Origin of the sequence: Marinomonas sp. TI.3.20 (assembly GCF_038155025.1) — a bacterium.
Classification (GTDB): Bacteria; Pseudomonadota; Gammaproteobacteria; order Pseudomonadales; family Marinomonadaceae; genus Marinomonas; species Marinomonas flavescens.
This window is the reverse complement of sequence record NZ_JBAKAS010000001.1, coordinates 283,693-301,931: the sequence shown is the minus strand read 5'-3', so window position 1 is coordinate 301,931 and position 18,239 is coordinate 283,693. Positions and strand designations below refer to the sequence as shown.

Sequence of the window (18,239 nt, the reverse complement as noted above, 5' to 3'; positions counted from 1 at the left end):
ATCGCACGGCAGGAACTTCTCCGTGCGTTTTGTTGACTAACAAAGATCTACTTTTCGCAACGCCTGAATAAACCAAACGGACTCTATTTATGACTATTAATGCGCGCCTTGTTATTGGCTTTGGCATCACCTTGGCACTGACGGTTATTTTGGCAGTGATTGCGATTCACCGTATGAACTTCATCGACACCACCATCACTCAGATGACGGACATTAACTCGGTGAAACAACGCTATGCCATTAACTTTCGCGGTAGCGTGCACGACCGTGCTATTGCAGTACGCGATGTGGTACTGGCCAGAAACGACACTGAGCTCGCGGCTGTTATGAAAGACATTACAAACCTTCATCTCTTTTACCAAGAATCCGAAAAAATGCTGGATCCTGCCAACATTCCAATGACGGCCCAAGAACAAAGCATATACAGCACGATTCAACGCATTGAAAAGCAAACCCTTCCGCTCATTGATCATATTATCAAAGCTAAACAAGCCAATGACTTAACAACTGCCAATGCGTTATTGCTCAACGAAGCTAAACCGTCTTTTGTTGAATGGCTAGCCGCTATTAATGCTTTTATTAACCTTGAAGAAATGGCAAATCAAGAAGCGACTATCGAAACCAGAATCGTCTCCAGTTCCTTCCAAAGTTGGATGATTGCTCTGACCAGCATCGCGATTATTATTGGCTTGAGTGTGGCGTATTTGATTGCACGTCGCATTAAAGATGCCGTGGGCGGTGAACCCCAAGAAGCGGCGGATGTGATTTCTGAAATTTCAGAAGGTAACCTTACTGGCGTCATTTCTTCTTGTTGCCCAAACAGCATGATGTCGTCGGTACAAGTCATGCAGCAGCAGCTGATTACGATTGTAAACAGCATTATTTCTTCTTCAAGCGAGCTGTCTCAGCGCTCGGCAACCGTGGCGTCTGGCACTAAACAGTCTTTGGTGGCGGCGGACACCCAATTGGAATACACCAATTCGGCGGCGCATAAACTAATCGAAATGAACGACAGCATTCACTCTATTTCTGATCGTGTTCGTGAAACTGAGAGCAACTCGAATATTACCGCCGACCTGTCTTTAAAAGGACAAGCCGCGGTACAAAAAGTAGCGTTAGAAATTGAAAAAGTATCCGCTACGGTCAAAGCCACGGTCAACCAAGTCAATGTACTAGAAGAACGCACCCGCAGCATTGGTGACATTATTAACGTTATTCGTGGCATCTCAGAGCAAACCAATCTCCTCGCGTTAAATGCAGCCATTGAAGCGGCACGCGCTGGTGAAACAGGCCGAGGCTTTGCCGTCGTCGCAGACGAAGTAAGAAACTTGGCTCAACGAACGGGTGATGCCACAGGTGATATTGAGAAGATGATTTTACAGGTGCAAGAAGAAACCAAAGCCTCCGTTGAAGCGATGGAAAGTACCGTGCCTCAAGTCCAAAATAGCTTAACACTCACCAATGAAGCCAATACATTACTAAATGATATTCAACAACAATCTAAAAACTCATTAGCCAATGTATTAGAGGTAGTAGCAGCAACGTCGCAGCAAGTGGTGACCATCTCTGAGATTAATAGTCAGATCCAAGAAGTGGCCAATATGTCGAAGGAAACCAGCCAAGCGTTACAAGTTAACGCGGAAGAAACCGTGGCCTTACAACAACTTTCTGAGAAACTAAAAGACGATATCCATTACTTCAAAGTAAAATAACAGTCTGAATAAACCAACATTAAAGCCAGATGACAGCAATGTCATCTGGCTTTAATGATTCTACGGAGACACTAGCCGTACGATACTAAACTGAAAGAATCTTATCTTGTTGATAAACCAGTACTTGGTCCAACGGGATTGGTTTTGAGAAGTAGTAACCTTGTAGGTAGTCACAACCATAACCGAGTAGTAGATCAGCTTGCTGCTGAGTTTCTACGCCTTCAGCAATAACAGACACACCCAACGCATGCGCCATTGAAATAATGGCTTTACATAATGTCTGCGACGCAAGATCTTCCTCTAATTTTCGAACAAATTTTATATCGATTTTTAAATAATCAATGTCGTAATTCATAATATAGGCAAGAGAAGAATAGCCAGTTCCAAAGTCGTCTAGGGCTACTTGAATGCCCTCTTCTCTAAAAGCCAGCAGTGCTTTGCGAGTACTTTCGTCTGAATTCATTAAAAGGTGTTCAGTGATTTCTACCACAAGACCGTTTAGCCCTTTTTTATCACTTTCGATCTCTTGCTTACACAGTAATTCGGCTAATAGAAGGCCTTTTTCACTTTGTTGTTTTGATAGTTGTATCGGTGACACATTGACGCTGATTTGTACCTCTTCGCCATACACTTCACGAATCGGTGCCAAAGCACGTTTCGCCTCCTGAACAACCCAGTGCCCTATATCGACAATTTGCCCTGACTTTTCGGCCGCTTGAATAAATTGATCAGGTGGTATCATTCCTTTTTCAGGATGCTGCCAACGGATAAGTGCCTCAAATTTTATAACGGCGCCATATTTGTTAATAATCGGCTGAAACAGTAAATAGAATTCTTGGTTAAGTATCGCTTTTCGCAGATCTTGGATAAGTTCCATTTTTTTGACAAGGGCATCTTTTAGATCCCAGCTAAATCGTCGAGCAGTATCCCGCCCATTCTGTTTCGCGGAGTACATCGCTTGGTCAGCAGCCCCCATGAGCTCCCTCATATTGTCGCCGTCGTCTGGATACAGCGCCACACCGATGCTTGCCGTAAGGGTAATGTCCCCCTGAGACATAGCATAGGGTTCTTTAAGCGCTTTTCTAATATCTTCACACAGCACTAATACTCGACTCTCATTACAGTCATCATCTCTGAGTAAAATGATAAATTCATCACCACCTAAACGACTGATTAATTGAGCGGATGGCACATGCTTACTCAAACGCGATGCAACCACTTTCAAAACACAATCTCCCGCTTCATGGCCGCGAGTATCATTCACTTCTTTAAAGTTATCTAAATCCAGCAATATGATGCCAATTTTTTGATCATGAGGATTAGACATTAGCGTTTCTGACAAAATTTGATTAAACGCATCGCGGTTTGAAATACCAGTCAAACTATCCGTTTGCGCTTGCCGTACTATTTTTTTCTCTGCTTGCGCCTTACGATCAGCCATCTCAAGAAAACTGTCTTGTAAATCATCCATTTCCTTTACCCCGGTCGGTAAAGCAGCGTATATATGCTTATTTTGCCCTAACCTTGTGGCCAAATAAGACAGTTTATAAAGAGGCTTAGAAATGGTATTAAGGAAAAAAAATCTTAAGAATATCAGCATCAAAATAACCAATATGGAAAAGACACTCACAATAAAAGTATAACGTTTATCAATAATGGATAACGGTTCATCCACAGCAATTCCGGTCATAAACGTCAGTAAAACTTGCCCATCCCAGCCTTTTACTTGATGCTGAACAAAAACACGGCGGATACCATCATTGCCCCGAACGACCGCATTAAAACTCTTTGGAGCATCAAACACGGTATTTCTAGGGTAGCTGGCAATTGAGTTGCCATGATTATCTAAAATATAAGCAATACTATTTTTGGGTAATTGGTTGCTATTCAGCAATACACTCCACCAGTCGAGTGAAATGACAGCCACAGCCGCTCCAACAACATTTTTTGGGTTTGTGAGACTGTGAACAGGATAAGCAAAATTAACCGTCAACATACCAAGAGTCCGGTCACGATGTACGCCGCTCGACGTAAAGCGGTCTTGCGTTATAGCATCATGGATATAAGCGCGGTCGCTCAAATCAAGAGGTGAAGCAAGCGGAGTGCCATTACAGGTTAATATCCCTGCTTTATTAGGAATTCCGATGTTTACATATCGCTCATATAACGGGGCAATCCCACTAATAAAGCGTTGGCATGTTTCGGAATCTGGCTTTTTAACTTGAGGAAGAGCGGCTAAAAGCGCTAAAAAACGCTCTGTTGATGTCATCAAACGCTTATGATTTTCTACCGCCTGGTTAGACACTATTCGGGCGCTTTTGAGAAGCTCATTTTCAACCATAGTTCGACTGTAGTCGAAACTCAGATAAATGAAAAAGTAGAAAGGAATAATGATAAGAATAGAGAGGAAGTATAACCGTCCCTTAAGTGTCTTCAGCATTGTAATCTCTATGTTTAATGATGCGTATTTGGCACTTCGTTACGAAAGAACAGCAAAGATTCACTTATTTTATGATTCACTCTCCATTATAGTTAATGGCTAAGCAAATTCTTAGTACAATCTCCCGTGCGATATATGCAGTCAACATTCCTTGTTTACCTCAGTTAAAATTAGCACATATAGGTAGAATGGGTGCATGTGTTTTTGTAATGAATCGAAAGCTCTTAAATAACATGGCTTGGTCTAGCCTGACATTAGTTATTCTTCGACACTTATATCCCCTAACCATTTTACAAAGCACATCTAAAAATTACCTAGACATAGATCAATGAATTAATTGTTTGGTCGTTTTTTTTAAAAACACATTTCTTTACTGTTCTTTGATAAATTTGTGAATTTTCAAAAAAAAATCAAAATTCTAACTACTTTTGTGCACATTATTTCTATAAACAAACATTTCCCCATCGCCGGTTTTTCATCCTCGTTTTATTTTTCCTGTCAGCTATTTATTTTTTTCATACACGTTTTTGATATGAAATCTTTTTACAATCAATGGTTTATTTTTTAATTGATTGTCATTCTTTTTTACGACATCAACTTTCTATCTGCTTTTGCCCCAAAACCAAATAATACGATATTGATGATTATCAAGCCTTTGAAAAGTGACCCTAACTTGACGGAGTTAATGCTATTCCTGCTAAATCGAGAAACGAAATTGAACTTTTCATAAACATTAAGAACACTGCTTTAAAAATTATAAGCATAAATTCAGCAGCCATACGCAAGGGGATTATCATGTCTGATGGCGTACTAAAGAAAAAATTGGGGTTAGTGGATTTAACTCTATTAGGTGTTGGGTCGATGATCGGCTCTGGTTGGTTATATGCCGCATTAACCACTTCTGGCTATGCCGGCTCTTTGTCTGGCTATGCTTGGGCATTGGGTGCGGTTATGGTGCTCTTAATTGGCTTAGTGTTTGCCGAGCTCGGCGCCAGTATTCCAAGAGCCGGGGGATTTGTTCGTTACCCAAACTTTACTCACGGCAACTTGGTCGGTTTTGTCATCGGTTTCAGTGCGCTATTAGCTTACACCAGTACGGCGGGTGTAGAAGTGGAAGCGGTTCGCCAATACGCTATGTATTGGTGGCCTGCACTGGGTCAAGCGTCAACTGGTAACCCAACCACCCTTGGCTTTGTCATGCAGATTTTACTGCTCGTATTCTTTTTTGCTCTGAACTACTGGAGCGTCAATGTTTTTGGTCGTATTAATACCATTGTAACGGCGATTAAATTTATTGTTCCTATCATCGCTATTGTGACCTTTTTCACCTTTTATAAAGGTGCAAATATGGACATCCCTGCAACACACCCTGGCGGTATTCATGGTGTATTCTCCTCCTTAACGGGTGCCGGTATCGTGTTTGCTTATTTAGGCTTTCGCCAAGCCGTGGATTTTGCAGGTGAAGCGAAGAATCCTCAGCGAAATGTTCCTATCGCTATCATTTTAGCCATGGCAATTAGCTTTATGGTTTATATTTTGCTGCAATTTTCTTTCATGGGTGCAATACCAACAGACCTATTGAATGCAAACGGCTGGCATGGAATGGAAACAATATTCCGTTCACCTTACGCTGACTTAGCTCGTTCATTAGGCTTAGTTTGGCTGATAAATTTAATCTTGGTAGACGCAGTTATTTCTCCTGCGGGTACTGGGAATATTTATCTAGCCGGTGCAAGTCGTGTCATCTTCGCTTGGGCAAAGAATGGCTACTTGTTCAAAGTGTTCGGTAAAGTAGATCCTAAGTCTGGTGTGCCTCGTGGTGCCCTATGGCTATCACTTATTTTAGCCATTGCTTGGACTCTGCCTTCTGAATTTCAGGTTTGGGGTGGATTAATTGCTGCGGTGACGTCTGCAAACGTTTTAACTTATATGCCAGGTCCAATCAGTGCCGCGGCCTTTCGTGCACGTCGTCCTGACTTGAAGCGTCCATTTTTATTGCCAGCCTTTGTCATAATTAGTCCATTGGCCTTTATTGCCAGTACGTTATTGATTTACTGGAGTGGCTGGAGTGTTGATGAGTTATTACTGCCGTTGTTAATCATTGCTTGGGTGGGATATGCCATCTTTGGTAAAAAAGACAGCGATCAAGGCGACATTAAACGCGCTATTTGGTTACTCGTTTACTATATTGCCTTGTTAATATTGTCATATTTTGGCACCTACGGTGGCAAAGGCTATATTAGCTCACCATTAGACAGCGTCTTGCTCACAGCCGTTGCTTTAATTACCTATTATTGGGGCGTATCGGCTTGTTACGACAAACCCCTTATTCCTGATGAAGCAGATGAACATCAAGTAGAATACATTGATGTTCCAGCGGCAAAAACCGCGTAATGGGCTGTTAACTGCCTGCTTAAACTAATACGTTAAGAGAATTTGTTTTTCATAGATCTTATCAATATTGCTAACCGAAAATGGATAAGTAATCTTGATAAGACTTGGAAACAAAGGCAGATAACAACCCCTAATCACTCAAACTCCACCAAACAGACTCGGGGAGAAAGCGACTTTTATGACGAGTGCTGTGCGGCCATTTTTTGCAATGCTTTCATTTCATCATGGCACTCTTTCATACTGACTTTGATACGGCGAAGTGCGATTTCGCAATCCTGAGCTTGGTGCCTTTCTAGTGCGAGATCGAGCTCTTCTAAGACCTTATCTTCCACTTCCTCAAGTTGATCAATATAAGTGAAGGCGGTGGAATCACCAGAAACCTTAGACAACAATTTGGTGTAAACCTGACGCGCTTTTACGAGACTGCTACTCTCATTTTCTAATTCACCTTGTTCTTCGACTGCAAATTTCTGCAGGTCGGCCACCGCTTCTTTTTTGGCAACAATCATTCGATTAAAAAAGGCTTGATAAGTGCTGTTATCCAATTTGGATTTTGCCTCTTGGTAGAATTCAATACCGCCATTCATCACTTTTATAATGTCTGAAACATGTTTAATTTGATCGGTTTGGTTTTGCATGTATTCCTCCTAATTAGCCTTTCATTTATCTTGCTTTCGTATGGAATAGTTGGCGATGACCGTCTTAAAAACAACCGTATTTATAGAAATACACATAGGCTGCATGCTTCCTACAGAAAGTAGAGACACCTTTACAAGGTCTACTGTTTTTAACTCGCTAGAGAGAATCAAAAGGGATAATTTAAACTACTTAATCGACAATCCTTGATCTGACGCAGAGGCCCAATGCTCCACCTGTGCCACTATGAAAAAAGACATATATTGCTGATAACAGCGTTTTAGACAGGAGATGGGATGATGAGTCATAAACCAATTTCGAAATTTGATATTTCTACAACGGCGCCGGAAGGGTTCGAGCATGAACCTGATGCGACGAGTGGTTTTTGGCATCATAGCTCGCTTAATTCTCTTCCGCCTGCCGATTTTATTGCGCCTTATTCTCGCCATAAAACCTTACCAACACCCGGTGTAAAATACCGTCATGCATGGATTATTGGCGGTGGTATTGGTGGTCTTGCCGCCGCCTTTTATCTCATTCGTGATGGCCATATGCCTGCTCAAAACATTACTATTCTAGAAGAAATGGATGTGGCAGGCGGCTCAATGGATGGTTCTGGTAATCCAGAAGATGGCTATATCATTCGTGGTGGCCGCGAAATGAATTGGAATTACGACTCCCTCTGGGATATGTTTCAAGATGTTCCCGCCGCAGAGTTACCAGAAGGCTATTCTGTTCTTGATGAATACCGCCTTATTAATGACAACGACCCCAACTATTCTAAGGCGCGTTTAATACGCAATCGTGGAGAGATTCTAGAGTCGAGTAATTTTGGCCTAAGCAAACCCCAGCAATGGGAGCTGATTCGTCTGATGCTAAAGCGTAAAGAGGATTTAGATGACATTAGTATCGAGACGTATTTCAGTAAAGGCTTCTTAGAAAGCAACTTTTGGTTTCTGTTTCGAACTATGTTTGCTTTTAAAAACTGTCATAGCTTGTTAGAAACCAAATTGTATTTGCATCGTTTACTCGACTCGATTGACGGTTTTGCAGATTTATCTTCGTTGGTTTTCCCTAAATACAATCAATACGACACCTTCATCAAACCATTAACGGAGATGTTGCGCGAAAAAGGCGTCAATTTTCACTTTAATACTCGCGTTCAAGACCTTGATATCACCTTTTCTGGTGACAAGAAAACCGTCACCGCCATTCGTGCAATGGTGATGCATGAAAATACAGAAACAGCGAAGCTCATTAATGTCGGATTAGGCGATTTAGTCTTCACATTGACAGGTTCAATGACAGAACAAACGGCTTATGCCGATATGGATAGCGTACCCAAACTCACTTGCGATCAACATAATCCGGGAGGAAAAAGTGGTTGGACGCTGTGGAGGAATCTCGCGAAGAAATCGCCTGTTTTTGGTAAACCAGAAAAGTTTTATGGCGATGTAGAAAAATCCATGTGGGAATCTGCCACACTCACCTGTAAGCCATCGCCTCTTGTGGATAAGCTTACGGCCTTGTCCGTTAATGATCCGCACTCAGGACGAACTGTCACGGGTGGCATTATTACCATTACCGATTCTAATTGGTTGCTCAGCGTCACTTGTAATCGTCAGCCTCATTTTCCAGATCAACCTGACGACACATTAGTGATTTGGGTTTATGGCTTATTGATGGACACATTAGGCAATCATGTGCACAAAACGATGGCGCAATGTACTGGCAAAGAAATGCTCACTGAGCTGTGTTATCACCTTGGCATTGAAGGTCAGCTAGATGAGGTTGTTGCCAATACGAAAATCCGTCTTGCTCTAATGCCTTACATCACATCACAGTTTATGACCCGTGCTGCGGGTGACCGGCCTCATGTGGTTCCTGATGGCTGTACTAATTTAGGCTTGATTGGGCAATTTGTAGAAACTCGTAACGATATTATTTTCACCATGGAGTCTTCCATCCGCACGGCTCGCATTGGTGTCTATAAATTACTGAATATTCCTAAACAAGTACCTGACATCAGCCCAACACAATACGATATCCGAAACCTAATTAAAGGCGCTCGAGCACTCAACAGCGGTAAGCCTTTTACTGGCGAACGCCTATTACACCGCCTGCTTGATAAAACGTATTTTGCTCATATTCTGCCACCACTGCCTGAACCAGAAGAAGCTAAGCAGTCGCATTTCGAGGCTGAGATGCATGAGTTATTTGGGAAAGGAAGTCCCTTGATGAATAAATTCAATGGTTGGATCACGGCACTGAGAGACAGCTTTTCGAACGTAGAATAAATAGAATCAACTTCTAAGGCATAAAAAAAGCGCCGGACTGACGTGATCCCTATTAGGACTTCACCTCAGTACGACGCTTTTTCATTTAATCTTTGTTAATAGATTACGCGTTAGCTTTTTCTAAATGCACATCTATATTGTTGCCTGCATCTGGATCATTGTAGACACTCTCATTGAGCTGTCCTTCGCTTTTCGCAACAACGACTGAAACAACGGCGTCACCAGAGATATTGACCGCAGTACGGATCATGTCCAACAAGCGATCTACGCCAAGTATCAAGCCAATACCCTCAATAGGTAAGCCAACTTGTGTGAACACCATAGACAACATAATAAGGCCCACACCAGGAACACCGGCGGTGCCAATAGAAGCCAGAACGGACATTAAGATAACCGTTAAATAGCCCATCATACCAAGATCTACGTTGTAGATATTCGCAATAAATACAGTGGCAACACCCTGCATAATCGCAGTGCCGTCCATATTTATGGTTGCGCCAAAGGGTACAGTAAACGAAGCCACTGAATTTTTCACACCCAGACGCTCAGTTACCGTACGTAACGTCACAGGAATAGTCGCATTTGAGCTTGAAGTACTGAACGCAAAGACTTGTGTACTACGCATCTTCTTGATGAAGGTAAAAGGGCTTAAGCCTGACATGACTTTCAGTACGATCTGTAACGTTACAAACAAATGGAACAATAGAACGCCGATCAATACCAACACATAGCCAAGCAGCTGCTCTAGTAGATCCAACCCTAGATTAGCAATGGCTTTTGCGATAAGACAAAATACAGCGTAAGGCGCAACAGCCATAATCACGGTGACCATTTTCATCATGATTTCATTAAGAGCTTCAACAAAACTACTAACTGACTCGGCTTTTTTACCAACCATTAATAAGCTGATACCAAACACAATCGAGAAGAAAATAACCGGCAGCATTTCGCCTTTGGCCATAGCGCTAATTGGGTTTGAAGGCACAATATTGATGATGACGGATGACAGTGATGGCGCTTCTTTTCCAGAGAAGTTGGCGTTAGAAACTGCGTTCATGCCTTCGCCAATACCTAAGCCTGATGCTATAAATAGAGCCGTAGCGATCGCGATCGCTGTGGTGATTAGATATAAAATGAATGCTTTGGAGCCAATACGCCCAAGCAATCTAATATCACCAATGCCACATACGCCAGACACTAATGAGAAAAATACTAAAGGAACAACCAACATTTTCAGTGCATTTACAAACATACTACCGACAATGTGAAACACACCGTTGGTTAGATAACTGTTTACCCATGTACCAGAAACGTTAGTCCCTGTTAAATTAATAATCAGCCCAACGACGATACCAAGCGCCATTCCCAGCAATACTTTAACGGTTATATTCATAACTCTCTCTCTGATTCTTATTAGTTGTATTGGTTAGCGATGCCAAATTTCACAATACCAAACGTCACTAAGGCAAATTTCACGGTGCTAAATAGATGTGGAGGAAAATAAAAGTTGGGCATCATACATGGCATTACCGTGGATCAAAACCTCTTTTTTTGACGATGCAAAAAAAAGAGGGTTGGGATTTAGCCATCACACTCACCAAATCATCAAAAATGATAAGTTGCTCATAACAAATATCCACTTAAGCAATGGCTGAAATATTCGATATAGTTGTGGTGTAAGTGCCTAATCTGTCAAACAAAGCCCATCAAGGCTTAGGATATTTTGCATAAGCATTTATACTAAACGCAACACTACCATTTACGTTTTCATTGGAGAGAATATGAAGCTCACAAACATGAGTGTGCGTCGCCAGCTTATGATTCTGATTGTCGGATCTATCATTGGTTTAGTCGCTTTGGTCGGAGTGGGCTTGCTACAAACTAATAACGTTTATACCTCTTCCAATCACGTCAACGTTAAAACAGTACCTTCTATTGAAGTCATGTTGAAAATAAGCAAAGCAATCAGCGAAGTACGCCGCTTATCATATGTGCATGTGCTAGAAAAAGACAAAGACCAGAAGCTAAAAGTAGACGCTCAACTGAAAGTTCAAGTCGCTAATGTATATAAAGGATTTGAAAGTTATAAATCATTAGTAACTAGTGAAAAGGATCAAGCTTTACTCGACAATGAAATCGCGGCTTTTGAGGTTTATAACGAAAAAAGAGAGAAAGCCATTTCTTTATCCCAAAAGGGCATTCAAGCCGCAGCTACCAAGGTGCTACTGTATACCACAGCGGAAGCCGAGCAGCTTACCCAAGCGCTCAATGAACACATCGCTTTTAACGAAGAAATCGGTAAAACGGGCGCTAAAAATGCGGTAACGGCTATTTGGCAGTCCGTTATCATCCAGATCAGTATTGCCTTGGCCGTTATCGCTGTGGTGTTTAGTATCGGGATGATGATCTTGAAAAACATCATGAAATCTCTGGGGGGAGAACCTAAAGACGTCGCTGAAATTGCGAATCAGATAGCCCAAGGTAATACAGGTATTGCCATTCAGCTTCATGAAAAAGACGATGGTAGTAGCCTCAAAGCGAGCATGAAAAAAATGGTCGATATTATCCAAGATATTGTCCAAGACCTTTCTGAAAAAATGTCGGCATTAGCCGAAGGCGACCTGCGAGTTAGAATTACAAAAGAATATATTGGCGATTTCTCCACTATTAAGAACAGCACAAATGGAATGATCGATCAGTTAAAAGACATTATTGTTGAAACTCAAAGCGCTATGGATCAAATGGCAGCAGCAAGCTCTCAAGTGAGTGTCACCGCTCAGGATCTTTCCAGTAGTGCGGCCTTAATGACAGAGAACCTTGAAAACACCACAGCCGCTATTGATAAAATCTCGACCAGTATCAACCAAAACTCCGAGAATGCTGCTACGACCAACGACATTGCGCTCAATGCCAGTAATAAAGCGGTGCAAGGCGGTGAAGCGGTTGACCAGACAGTTGCTATTATGCAAAAAATTGCTGATAAGATTGGCATTATTGAAGACATTGCAGAACAGACAAATCTGCTTGCACTGAATGCTGCCATTGAAGCGGCTCGAGCAGGAGAGCATGGTCGAGGTTTTGCAGTCGTTGCCAGTGAGGTCAGAAACCTCGCAGAAAAAAGCCAACAAGCCGCTCAAGAAATTAGCGATATTACCGTGAATAGTGTCAAAATCAGTGTGCAAGCCGGTCTTTTACTAAAAGAAGTGGTTCCGCAAATTCTACAGACCTCTGAGCTGATTCAAGCGATAGCCAGTGTCGGTATTGAGCAAAACACTCGAGTAGAGCAAATTCATCAAGCAATGCAGCAGTTAGAGAACATTACCCGTCAAAATACCAATGGTAGTGAAGAGCTAGCAAGCACAAGTGAGCAGATGACGGTTCAAGCCGAACAGCTGAAACGTATGATGGGCTTCTTTAAAATTTACCAGTAAGCAGAACTGTCTTCGAGACAGTTACGACTAATTTAAAATAAAAAATATTAGGAATATCACTATGAGTCAATTACACACAGGGTCTTGTCTATGCGGTACGGTAAAATTCGAACTTAAAGGCGAATTCAAAAAGTTTTTCCTATGCCACTGTAGCCGTTGCCGCAAAAGCTCTGGCACTGCGCATTGCTCTAATCTTTTCGCACCTGGTGCTGAGTTAACGTGGCTAAGTGGCGAAGACAAACTCAGTTTTTATAAGCTTGAAGATACCAACTTTGCCCGTACCTTTTGCTCTGTTTGTGGCTCTAACGTTCCAACAGACGCAAAAGCTCGTGGCATAGTCATTGTACCTGCAGGATGCTTAGACACAGATGTAGACCTTTCTCCACAAGCTCATCTGTTTACCGGCAGCAAAGCTAACTGGGACGAAGGTTTTGAAAACGTTCCTGCGTTTGAAGGGATGCCAAGCTAGACATCACTTTTCAACATAGAGCACAACGCTAGAATGAAAAGCCAAAGCAGTTTGCCTTGGCTTTTCATGCATCACGTTCGATACAAAAACAACACGCCTATTATCAGGCACTCATAATTAAGCACTCATAAGCGGATAATCTGTATAGCCTTTGCCGTCTGGCGTATAGAAGGTTGCTTGGTCTGGTGCATTAAAATCAGCACCTGCTTTTACACGCTCTACAAAGTCAGGATTGGCAAGAATACCAGTGCCAAACGCAACGCTATCCGCTTGTTTATCAGCGATCACTTGGCTTGCTTCTTCTGGGCTATAGCCCATATTTACCATTAAATGCCCTTTATACACTTCACGTACGGCAGGCACGACATCGGCTTTTTGAATTCCAAAAAAGTCCGCTCGCATTAGATGCAAATACGCCAGATTATAACCATTCAATAATTCAGCAAGATAGCGAACGAGACCAACAGGGTCACTGTCTTTCATGCTGTTGAAGCTATTTAATGGCGATAAACGTAAGCCCACTCGCCCACTGCCCATTACCTCAGTGACCGCGTCTAGAACCTCGGTTAAAAAACGCGCACGATTTTCAAAAGAGCCACCGTATTCATCGGTACGTTGGTTGGCACTGTCGCGTAAGAATTGGTCGATCAAATAACCATTAGCACCATGAATTTCAACCCCATCAAATCCTGCTTCTTTTGCATTAAGCGCTGCTTGTCGAAAATCATTCACGGTGGATTTAATTTCGCTCACAGTTAAAGCATGAGGCACGGTATAAGGTTTTTTGCCTTCAGGTGTATGGGTTTCATCATCGATGGCAATAGCGCTTGGTGCCACCGCTTCTTTGCCACCATTCAATAAAGGGTGCGCCGCACGCCCAGCATGCCAAATTTGGATAAACACACGTCCGTCGGCTTTATGAACGGCATTGGTTGTTAGCTTCCAGCCTTCTATCTGCTCTTGAGAATAAATACCCGGATCATTACCAAAAGACGAGGTGTTTGCCGATACCATGGTGCATTCAGTGATTAATAAGCCCGTGCTGGCGCGTTGTGAATAATATTCTGCCATCAATGCATTTGGCTGATGCCCAATGGCACGAGTACGCGTCAATGGCGCCATTACAATTCTATTGGGTAAGGTTAAATCACCCAATGTCACAGAACTCAATAGCGCATTTTTAGCCGTTGTCATGATTCACTCCAATAAGGTTTCAGTATTAATACAAAAGATAATCCATAGGTGCGTCTGTTTATGAAGAATTCAATCACTTGCGTTTTTATTGCTAGGTTGTTGACGAAAAGACGCACGTCTCCAACATTTTAGAATGAGTAGCACATTATTTCCTTGACTTAGACGAGCCTCATCTTTAATTTTATAGCACAAATATAACACGTGTAACATTTTAATATGAAAAGCAGAATGGTTTATCAAACAGAGCAAACTCGGGACAAAATTATTCGCGTTTCTGAAGGCCTTTTCATCGAGAACGGCTTTGCAGATACGCAAATGAAAGACATTGCGTCCGCTATAGGCATGAGCCGAAATACGCTCTACCGCTATTATCAAGATAAATACGACTTGGGATTTTCTATTCTAGTCGTGGTTCTGAAGCGTAAACTTGCAATTTATGATCGGATTATCGATGAGATAGAGGCACAGAAATACCCCAGTATTCGAGACGGTATTAAGGTGCTAATGAACGCCTATGCCGACATTCAATATCAAGACGACGATCGCTTTATCGCTGAATTTGATGGTTATTATGCCGGCTCTCGCATCCCTGTAGAATTTCGGGACTCGCTTTCTCTCATCCTGCCGGGCAATGTTAATCGGCTTACTGACCTTATTGTATTAGGCCAAAAGGAAGGCAGCATCCGATCTGATATTTCTCCGCACCTGCTTTCTATTACGCTGTCCAACGCCGTTCCCACTTTTTTTCGTCGAATGTTACTCCGTCAAGATGCTCTCTTAGAAGCCGAAGACGACGCGATTCCGCAACTCACACCGACCCTGATCCAGCTATTAGTGGATGGAATTAAACCGGTAAATTAATCATTGATAAAGGATGAAAATAATGACAAAAAACATTCAAACAATGCTTCAGACTCTTACATTAGAAGAAAAGGCCATGCTGTGTATTGGCAAAGATGTCTGGCATTTGCATGGTATTGAACATCTAGATATGCCATCTATTATGATGACGGATGGCCCTCATGGCTTACGAAAACAAGTGGGTGAAGGTGATCATGTCGGCCTTAATGACGCCGTACCAGCGACCTGTTTCCCGACAGGCCCAGGTTTAGCGGCATCCTGGAACACAACGCTCATAGAAAAAATGGGGGTAGCGTTAGGCAAGGAATGTCGTGCACAAGGCGTGTCTGTTTTGCTCGGCCCAGGCGCCAACATTAAGCGCAACCCACTGGGTGGTCGTAACTTTGAGTACTTTTCAGAAGACCCATTACTCGCTGGCGATATTGCGGCTGCTTGGATCAAAGGTGTACAGAGCCAAGGCGTTGGCGCCAGCTTAAAACATTATGCGGTCAATAATCACGAACACTGTCGTATGACGGTGGACGTCATCATCGACCAAAGAACACTGCGCGAAATCTACTTACCAGCCTTTGAAAAAGCGGTAACAACCACCCAACCTTGGACAGTTATGTGTTCTTACAACAAGGTGAACGGTACGTTTGCAGCTGAAAATAAAATACTTTTGGACGATATTCTCGTCAAAGACTGGGGATTTAAAGGCATTGTTGTCACGGACTGGGGTGCAAATAATAATAGAGTAGAGGGCATTAAACACGGTCAACACCTAGAGATGCCTGGTTCTGGCGATTTGAATACTAAGAAGATCATCGCTGCCATCGAGAATGGTCAACTGACCACGCAAGAATTAGATAAATCCGTCGCCCGTATATTAGAACTCATTCTAAAAGCCAAGACATCGTTGAATGAAGAGAAAGTCACAGTAGATTTAAATGCTCACCATAAGCTTGCCGCTAGCATTGCCCAAGAATCCTGTGTTCTGCTTAAAAATGAGAATTTTCTGCCTATTTCCATCGATAAAAAAATCGCTGTGATCGGTGAGCTTGCGAATAACACCCGTTACCAAGGTGCTGGTAGCTCGAAAATTAATCCTTTTACAGTTGAACAGCCTTTAGACGAGATCAAAAAGATTTTTGGTAGAGACAATGTCAGTTATACCGCGGGCTATCATATAAATGATATGGAAGATGCCGCAGAGCAAAAGCGTGCGATGACATTAGCAGAACAAGCTGATGTGGTTTTTTTGTTCGTAGGATTAACGCCAAAATATGAATCTGAAGGCTTCGACCGTCAACACTTAGACTTGCCCCAAGTACAACTCGATTTAATCAACGCCTTAGAGAACCAACTCAGCAAAACCGTTGTTGTTTTACAAAACGGCGCCCCTATTACGCTGCCTTTTGTCGACGAAGTACCTGCGATTTTAGAAGCTTACTTGGGTGGTCAGGCAGGGGCTTCAGCCATTGCAAAAATACTGTCTGGTGAGGTAAACCCAAGCGGAAAACTAGCAGAAACGTTTCCGCTGGCGCTTGAGGACGTTCCAAGTCAACCGTATTTCCCTGGAACAACCAAACAGGTGCAATATCGCGAATCCATTTGGGTTGGATACCGTTACTTTGATACCACTAAAACAAAGGTATTATTTCCATTCGGACATGGCTTGTCTTACACCACGTTCGACTATTCAAATGTTCGCCTCAGTGGAGATACCCTTCAGGGCCAATCCGCTCAACTCGGTCGCCATAATTTGATTAAAGTGAGCGTCACTATTACGAACACAGGCGACCGCGCAGGAGCTGAAGTCGTACAGTGTTATGTTGGCCAAGCAACACCATCACAACCTCGTCCAAAAAAAGAACTTAAAGCATTCAAGAAGGTTTTTCTAGCTGCGGGCGAAAGCCAAGTCATTGAACTTGAATTAGATTATAGAGCTTTCGCGTACTGGAATAGCGAACAATCCGTCTGGTTAGCGGAAAGTAACGATTACACGATTTCTCTTGGTTCTTCCGTGGAAGATATCCGTGACGCTGTCATCGTAACGCTTAAAACCGACACTCCATTGGCACCGGCCAATACAGCATTAAAGACGTATTTCGAGCCAGCAAAACGCGACTTCCACGACGAAGCATTTATTGCCTTGTTGGGGCACAGTATTCCACAAGAAATACCTCTAACGCCTTATCATCTGAACTCAACCATTGGAGAAATCGCCAACACGTCATTAGGTAAACCGCTGTTTGATTCAATGTTAGCTATATTTAATACCATGATGGGCGCTGGAGCCAATGACTCTGCTGCAGAAGCCAGTAGATTGATGGCGCAAGCTCTCGTCGTTGATATGCCACTGCGAAACCTGCCAGTCTTCAATCCACAATATTACACAGAAGCACAAATAGTACAGATAATTAACGCATTGAATGAGCTTGAAAATAAGCAAAAAGACAAACAATAAAACGAAGAAAAGCCGCAGAATCTGCGAGCCGATTTTACTGCTTTTCCTAAATAAAATAGAAAAGAGTTATCCATTTAAAAACAGTCTTGAACCCGTCGAAAGACGGGAGCAGGATATTAGTTTTCCACACTTAAAAAGAATATAGGTCTATTTAATGAAGTGTCCACACTGTAAAGAAAAACTAATATTCTCATCCCTTAGAAAAAGCCTACGTACCCCACAAACATGCCAAAGCTGTAAAGAAGGTTATGCACTAACCATCAGCATTGGGCGGATGTTTTTGTTACTTTTACCAGTCGCTTTTAGCTTGTTTATGATTCGGCATATTAGTCTCTATTGGGGAATTGACCCAACCT

At 42.5% G+C, this 18,239-nt stretch carries 11 protein-coding genes; 7 read left to right on the top strand and 4 right to left on the bottom strand.

The window, feature by feature from the left end; all coding sequences use genetic code 11:
* Window positions 1-89: 89 nt before the first annotated feature.
* Window positions 90-1,712, top strand: coding sequence for a methyl-accepting chemotaxis protein (locus tag V6259_RS01340; protein ID WP_341583028.1), 1,623 nt, complete (start codon window positions 90-92; stop codon window positions 1,710-1,712).
* 85 nt (window positions 1,713-1,797) lie between these two features.
* Here the strand turns inward: V6259_RS01340 and V6259_RS01335 are convergent, their stop codons facing one another.
* A complete protein-coding gene (locus V6259_RS01335) occupies window positions 1,798-4,152 on the bottom strand; it encodes a bifunctional diguanylate cyclase/phosphodiesterase (protein ID WP_341583027.1) in 2,355 nt (784 codons plus the stop codon).
* 795 nt (window positions 4,153-4,947) lie between these two features.
* On the opposite strand from V6259_RS01335, the gene V6259_RS01330 reads away from it, so the two are divergent.
* A complete protein-coding gene (locus tag V6259_RS01330) occupies window positions 4,948-6,546 on the top strand; it encodes an APC family permease (protein ID WP_341583026.1) in 1,599 nt (532 codons plus the stop codon).
* Window positions 6,547-6,722: 176 nt separating this feature from the next.
* Here V6259_RS01330 and V6259_RS01325 read toward each other — a convergent pair whose 3' ends face one another.
* Window positions 6,723-7,184, bottom strand: coding sequence for a PA2169 family four-helix-bundle protein (locus V6259_RS01325; protein ID WP_341583025.1), 462 nt, complete (start codon window positions 7,182-7,184; stop codon window positions 6,723-6,725).
* Window positions 7,185-7,478: 294 nt separating this feature from the next.
* On the opposite strand from V6259_RS01325, the gene V6259_RS01320 reads away from it, so the two are divergent.
* Window positions 7,479-9,479, top strand: a complete 2,001-nt coding sequence (locus tag V6259_RS01320) for an oleate hydratase (RefSeq protein ID WP_341583024.1) — start codon at window positions 7,479-7,481, stop codon at window positions 9,477-9,479.
* A 103-nt stretch (window positions 9,480-9,582) separates the two neighbouring features.
* Here V6259_RS01320 and V6259_RS01315 read toward each other — a convergent pair whose 3' ends face one another.
* Complete coding sequence (locus tag V6259_RS01315; RefSeq protein WP_341583023.1) at window positions 9,583-10,872, bottom strand: dicarboxylate/amino acid:cation symporter; 1,290 nt, start codon at window positions 10,870-10,872, stop codon at window positions 9,583-9,585.
* Window positions 10,873-11,260: 388 nt separating this feature from the next.
* Between V6259_RS01315 and V6259_RS01310 the strand changes: the two genes are divergently transcribed.
* Both V6259_RS01310 and V6259_RS01305 read left to right on the top strand, forming a co-directional pair.
* Window positions 11,261-12,910 carry a methyl-accepting chemotaxis protein gene (locus tag V6259_RS01310; protein ID WP_341583022.1) on the top strand — a complete coding sequence of 550 codons (1,650 nt, stop codon included), beginning with the start codon at window positions 11,261-11,263 and terminating at the stop codon, window positions 12,908-12,910.
* A 61-nt stretch (window positions 12,911-12,971) separates the two neighbouring features.
* Window positions 12,972-13,379: a GFA family protein gene (locus tag V6259_RS01305; protein ID WP_341583021.1), complete on the top strand. Its 408-nt coding sequence runs from the start codon at window positions 12,972-12,974 to the stop codon at window positions 13,377-13,379.
* A gap of 117 nt (window positions 13,380-13,496) precedes the next feature.
* On the opposite strand, the gene V6259_RS01300 is transcribed toward V6259_RS01305, so the two are convergent.
* Window positions 13,497-14,573, bottom strand: coding sequence for an alkene reductase (locus V6259_RS01300; RefSeq protein ID WP_341583020.1), 1,077 nt, complete (start codon window positions 14,571-14,573; stop codon window positions 13,497-13,499).
* A 216-nt stretch (window positions 14,574-14,789) separates the two neighbouring features.
* Between V6259_RS01300 and V6259_RS01295 the strand changes: the two genes are divergently transcribed.
* Both V6259_RS01295 and V6259_RS01290 read left to right on the top strand, forming a co-directional pair.
* Entirely contained in the window at window positions 14,790-15,434 is a 645-nt protein-coding gene (locus V6259_RS01295; RefSeq protein WP_133010763.1) for a TetR/AcrR family transcriptional regulator, read from the top strand.
* 22 nt (window positions 15,435-15,456) lie between these two features.
* Window positions 15,457-17,883: a glycoside hydrolase family 3 C-terminal domain-containing protein gene (locus V6259_RS01290; protein ID WP_341583019.1), complete on the top strand. Its 2,427-nt coding sequence runs from the start codon at window positions 15,457-15,459 to the stop codon at window positions 17,881-17,883.
* Window positions 17,884-18,239: the final 356 nt, after the last annotated feature.